The following is a 4,974-nucleotide window of genomic DNA, read 5'->3' as shown; positions in this document are numbered from 1 at the left end:
TTTTTGGATAGGAGTGACTTGATAGGAAGAACCACATTCACCATTGCCGAAAACCTTATTTTGGGTTGTTTGATTGTGGTATTTGTAGTCGTGCTGCTTCTTGGAAATTTCCGGTCAGGGCTGGTGGTTTCTTCAGTCATTCCTTTGAGTTTGCTATTTGCCTTGTCCCTGATGTACATTTTTGGGGTGGATGCCAACCTGATGAGCTTGGGCGCAATTGACTTTGGAATCATTATCGATGGGGCCGTGATCATTGTGGAATTTATCGCTTTTCAGCTCTCTGCAAAATATGGCCTGCTTCTAGGACTTTCCAAGGCAGAAACTAGAATGCAAAAAGACAAGATTGCCATTGAAAGTGCTTCCAAAATGATGCATTCGGCTGTTTTTGGTCAGATTATCATCATCATCGTTTTTATCCCTATTCTTTCACTTTCAGGAGTTGAAGGAAAAATGTTTGGTCCTATGGCCCAGGTTTTCAGCTTTGCTTTGTTGGGAACCATGATTTTGGGACTGACCTATGTACCTGTGGTTTCTTCCCTTTTTCTCAAAGCAACTGATCCAAACAAAAGAAACATCACCAGTAGGTTGATTGATTCGATCAATAGCGCATATCAGCCAACTATAAGCTGGGCGCTTGATAGAAAAAAGACAGTATTGGCATTGGCAGTTGTGTTGTTGGTCGTCTCCTTTGGGATATTCTCACGAATGGGAGCAGAGTTTATCCCAACATTGAATGAAGGAGATTTCGTCATTCAGCCTGTTTTGAAGACTGGTACAACTTTAAGCAATACCATCGAAACGACTACTGAAATTGAGAAAATCCTACTCGGATTTCCCGAAGTGGATCAGGTAGTCAGCCGTATCGGAGCAGCCGAAATCCCCACAGACCCCATGTCCATGGAAGAAAGTGACATCATCGTGACTTTGAAACCTCCGGGAGAATGGACGACTGTATCCTCCAAAGACGAATTGGCTGATGCATTCAAGGATTCACTCTCAGTCATCGCCGGTTTGGAGTTTGAGTTTACACAGCCTATCGAAATGAGATTCAATGAACTGATTACAGGGGTGAGGGCTGATTTGGCCATCAAAGTATTTGGGGAAGATCTTGATATCCTCAACCAAAAAGCAAAGGAAATCGAAGCAGCCATTCAGGATGTCGAAGGTGCTGCAGACATCGTAGTGGAAAAAACAGCCGGTCTGCCCCAGATGAAAATAAGGTATAACAGAGAGAAAATAGCCAAATATGGCATCAACATCAGTACCCTGAACGAGATCATTACCATGGGTTTCGCAGGAAAGGCAGCCGGGACGGTTTTTGAGGGAGAAAAACAATTTGATTTGGTAATCAGGTTTGGTGACGAGTTCAGAAAGAACCTGGACAATATCCGGCAGGCATCTGTCAATCTTCCAAATGGGAGTTCTCTTCCTTTGAGTGAGTTTGCAGAAATTTACCTCGACAAAGGACCTGCTAAAATATCACGTGACGGATCAAGGAGAAGGGTAGTCATCGGAGTAAACGTCCGAAACAGGGATTTGCAGTCTGTGGTGACCGATATACAAGCCATCATCCAATCCAAAGTCAAGTTGCCTGAGGGCTATTATATAGATTATGGAGGACAATTTGAAAACCTCAACATGGCAAAAGCGAGGCTGGTAATTGCTGTGCCGATTGCCTTGGCACTGATATTCTTGCTTTTGTTTTTTGCACTATCCTCGGTCAAAGAAGCCTTGATGATCTATACCGCCATCCCGTTTTCAGCGGTGGGAGGGATTCTTCTTCTTTACTTAAGGGGCATGCCTTTCAGTATTTCGGCAGGAGTGGGCTTTATCGCCCTGTTCGGGATTGCAGTGCTCAACGGTATCGTCTTGATCGAGCATTTCAAAGAACTTCAAAAAGGCTACGAAGGGGATTTGAAATCCCTGATCCTGAGAGGGACAAAAGAAAGGCTGCGTCCCGTCCTTCTGACAGCAGCTGCAGCCGCAATGGGATTTTTGCCTATGGCAATATCCACCTCAGCAGGAGCGGAAGTGCAGAGGCCCTTGGCAACGGTAGTGGTGGGAGGCCTGATATCCGCAACGCTGCTGACGATGATTGTCCTTCCTGTTTTGTACACGATGTTTCATACTAACAAAAAAATCAACCATGAAATCCAACCATAAATGGATCTTACTTGTAGCCTGTTTCATCTGGGTTTTTCCTTTCCAATCCATGGCACAGGTCGAATCTATCAATCTTGCCTCGGCCATTGATTCTGCATTGCAAAATAACCTTGGACTGAAATCCGCCCGGCAAAGGGTAGAAGCAGCCAAGGCGATGGTACCTGTGGGTTTCAACCTTGACAAAACCCAGGTCTTTTACCGTCATGACCAAAATGACATTGCAGAAAACGGGTATTCAAACAAAGTATTTGGAATCAGCCAGAGCATGTTGTTTCCAACAGTATATGGAAGTCAAAAGAGGGTATTCCAAGATATGGGAATGGTGGAGCAACAGCAATACCTGCTCACCCAAAATCAGATCATCAAAGAAGTGTCACAGACTTACTATACCATCGTCTACCTTCAAAAACTTGAAAACAATTACCGCTTTCTTGACAGCTTATACCAACAGTTTTCGATTGCGGCCAGTAGGCGTTATGAACTTGGTGAAACCAATTACCTGGAAAAATTAACTGCCAGGAGCAAAATGAGAGAGCTTGCAGTCAGATTGGCCCAGACTACCGAAAGTAAAAGTCAAGCCTTTATAAAGCTGGAGCAACTGATCCAAGTAGGAGGGGAATTTGAGATTCCTGATCAGGAACTCTTGCCTCTTCCGATTGAAAATTGGGATATGGAAACCCATCCGGGGATTCAGTTTTATCAGCAATCCATCAACCTCAAACAAGACAATGTAAGCTTAGAAAAGCAAAGATTGTTGCCTGACCTGCATGGGGAGTTTTTCCGCGGCACGAATACCGGACCCAATGCCAGGATTTACCCGGGAGTGCAGGTGGGAGTTTCCATTCCACTTTGGTTTGGTGCCCAAAAAGCCAAAATCAATGCTTCCAAATATGAATTGGCGCAGACGAACTTCGCTTCTGAAAATTATGCTTTCCAACTTGACAACAGGAGAAAGCAGTTGGAGATAGAATTGCAAAAATTTCAAGAGGCAATATCCTTCTATACCGAGGAGGGCAATCAGCTCAGCAAGCAGCTGATTTCCCAGGGCAATATTGCGTATAAAGGAGGTGAAATCGACTTCTTCCAATATGTATTGCTCATTGAAAATTCACGAAATATCGAAGTAGATTACCTGCTAAACCTCCAAGGTTACAACATGGCAGCATTGGAAATCAATTACCTAATCAATCCCTAAATCATGAAAAATTACTCCTATATATCCATCTTTTTTTCACTGAGCGCTGTGGTTTTTTCGGCATGCGGTACAGGAAATGAACAATCCATTGAGATTCCTGAAGAAAAAGATTCCAATGAAATCATCATCTCACAGGCCCAATTTGATAATGCGGCCATGGCTTGGGACTCTCTGACTACACATACGTTTTCAGACTTTACACTGACCAATGGTATGGTCAATATCCCCGCAGAAGGAAGGTTTGATATCAGTTCCTATTTTGGCGGAAATATCGTTCAATTTGACCTTCTCATAGGTCAAAAAATCCAGAAAGGACAGGTGCTTTTCATTATTGAAAATCCGGAATTTGTCCAGATGCAGCAGGATTATCTGGATGCGGTGAGCCAGCTTTCCTACCTCAAATCTGATTATGAGCGCCAAAAAACGCTCAATGCAGAAAATATTGCTTCTGAAAAGAATTTTGCCAAAGCAGAATCCGATTACAAAAGTACTTTGGCCAAAACCGAAAGTCTGCGCAAAAAACTTCAATTGGTAAATATTTCCACCACCCAATTGGATGCTTCAAAAATCACCTCAAGAGCAGCTATCTATGCGCCGATTTCAGGTTATATCGAATCCATTAAAGTCAACCAAGGCACCTACCTCAACCCTTCGGACATTGCGCTGACCATCATCAACAAGGACCATTTGCATATTGAACTCAATGTATTTGAGCAGGATGCCATCGCACTTGAGATGGGCCAACCTGTCTCTTTTTACCTTCCGGATAACAAAAGCCGGGAGTTTAAAGGAAAGATTTTCCTCATCGGTCAATCTATAAATGAAAAGAGGATGCTCAATATCCACGTCCATCTTGATGATGAGAAAGAAGGAGATTTGCTTGTACCAGGTATGTTCATCGAGGCCAAAATCGGGGTCAAAACCAGTAAGAATTCCGCCCTTCCTGCCACTGCAGTAATCAATTCAGATGAGGTGAATTATGTGCTTGCATTGACCAAAAAAGAAAATGACCTGTACTACCTCAAAAAAACCAAAGTCGATATTGGCTTGCAGGATGACCAAATGGTAGAAATTCTAGAAGCAGAGAATCTTGGCAAAAATACATTGTTCCTTTCCAAAGGAGGCTTTCAATTGATTAAATAAAAGCATACCTAAACTCAAATCACAATGAACCAGGCCCATCTCCATCTCATTTTTAACCATCTACCCATCATTGTTCCTATCATCGGCTTACTGTTATTGGTTTCAGGTTTTATTTTCAAAGCACAAATCCTCAAGAGAGCAGCATTTGGATTATTTATCCTTGGGGCGCTATTTACCCTTCCGGCATTTGGAACAGGTGAGGATGCGGAAGAGCTTATCGAAAATCTTCCCGGCGTGGATGAAAAGTACATCAAAATCCACGAAGAGGCAGCCGAGACGTTTGCATACCTATCTTATGGACTTGGTGTTCTCTCGGTGCTAGGACTTTGGCTTAATTGGAAAAAGAATTCCTATTCCAATTTTCTCGCCATAGTTGTAGCGGTATTTGCAGTGGTTGTATTATTCTTTGCCAAAGAGACAGGAACTACAGGGGGTGAAATCAGGCATCCTGAAATCCGGGAAGGGTTTGTTTC

4 protein-coding genes are annotated in these 4,974 nt (G+C 43.1%); all 4 read left to right on the top strand.

Annotation, left to right across the window (positions count from 1 at the left end):
* The coding region (locus tag ACZFYI_RS15645) for an efflux RND transporter permease subunit (protein ID WP_462525065.1) at positions 1–2,163 on the top strand (2,163 nt) is incomplete at its 5' end.
* Positions 2,147–3,358, top strand: coding sequence for a TolC family protein (locus tag ACZFYI_RS15640; protein WP_462525064.1), 1,212 nt, complete (start codon positions 2,147–2,149; stop codon positions 3,356–3,358). The genes ACZFYI_RS15645 and ACZFYI_RS15640, both read left to right, overlap by 17 nt.
* 3 nt (positions 3,359–3,361) lie before the next feature.
* Positions 3,362–4,501, top strand: a complete 1,140-nt coding sequence (locus tag ACZFYI_RS15635; RefSeq protein ID WP_462525063.1) for an efflux RND transporter periplasmic adaptor subunit — start codon at positions 3,362–3,364, stop codon at positions 4,499–4,501.
* Between the two features lie 24 nt (positions 4,502–4,525).
* Positions 4,526–4,974: hypothetical protein (locus tag ACZFYI_RS15630; protein WP_462525062.1), on the top strand; the 449-nt coding region annotated here is incomplete at its 3' end.

The organism is Aquiflexum sp., from assembly GCF_977115555.1.
The sequence above is the reverse complement of the archived record's forward strand: the minus strand, read 5'-3'. Positions and strand labels throughout refer to the sequence as shown.

Coding starts and splice junctions, on each gene's coding strand:
- ACZFYI_RS15640 (WP_462525064.1), top strand. CDS start 2,147: ATGAAATCCAACCATAAATGGATCTTACTTGTAGCCTGTTTCATCTGG.
- ACZFYI_RS15635 (WP_462525063.1), top strand. CDS start 3,362: ATGAAAAATTACTCCTATATATCCATCTTTTTTTCACTGAGCGCTGTG.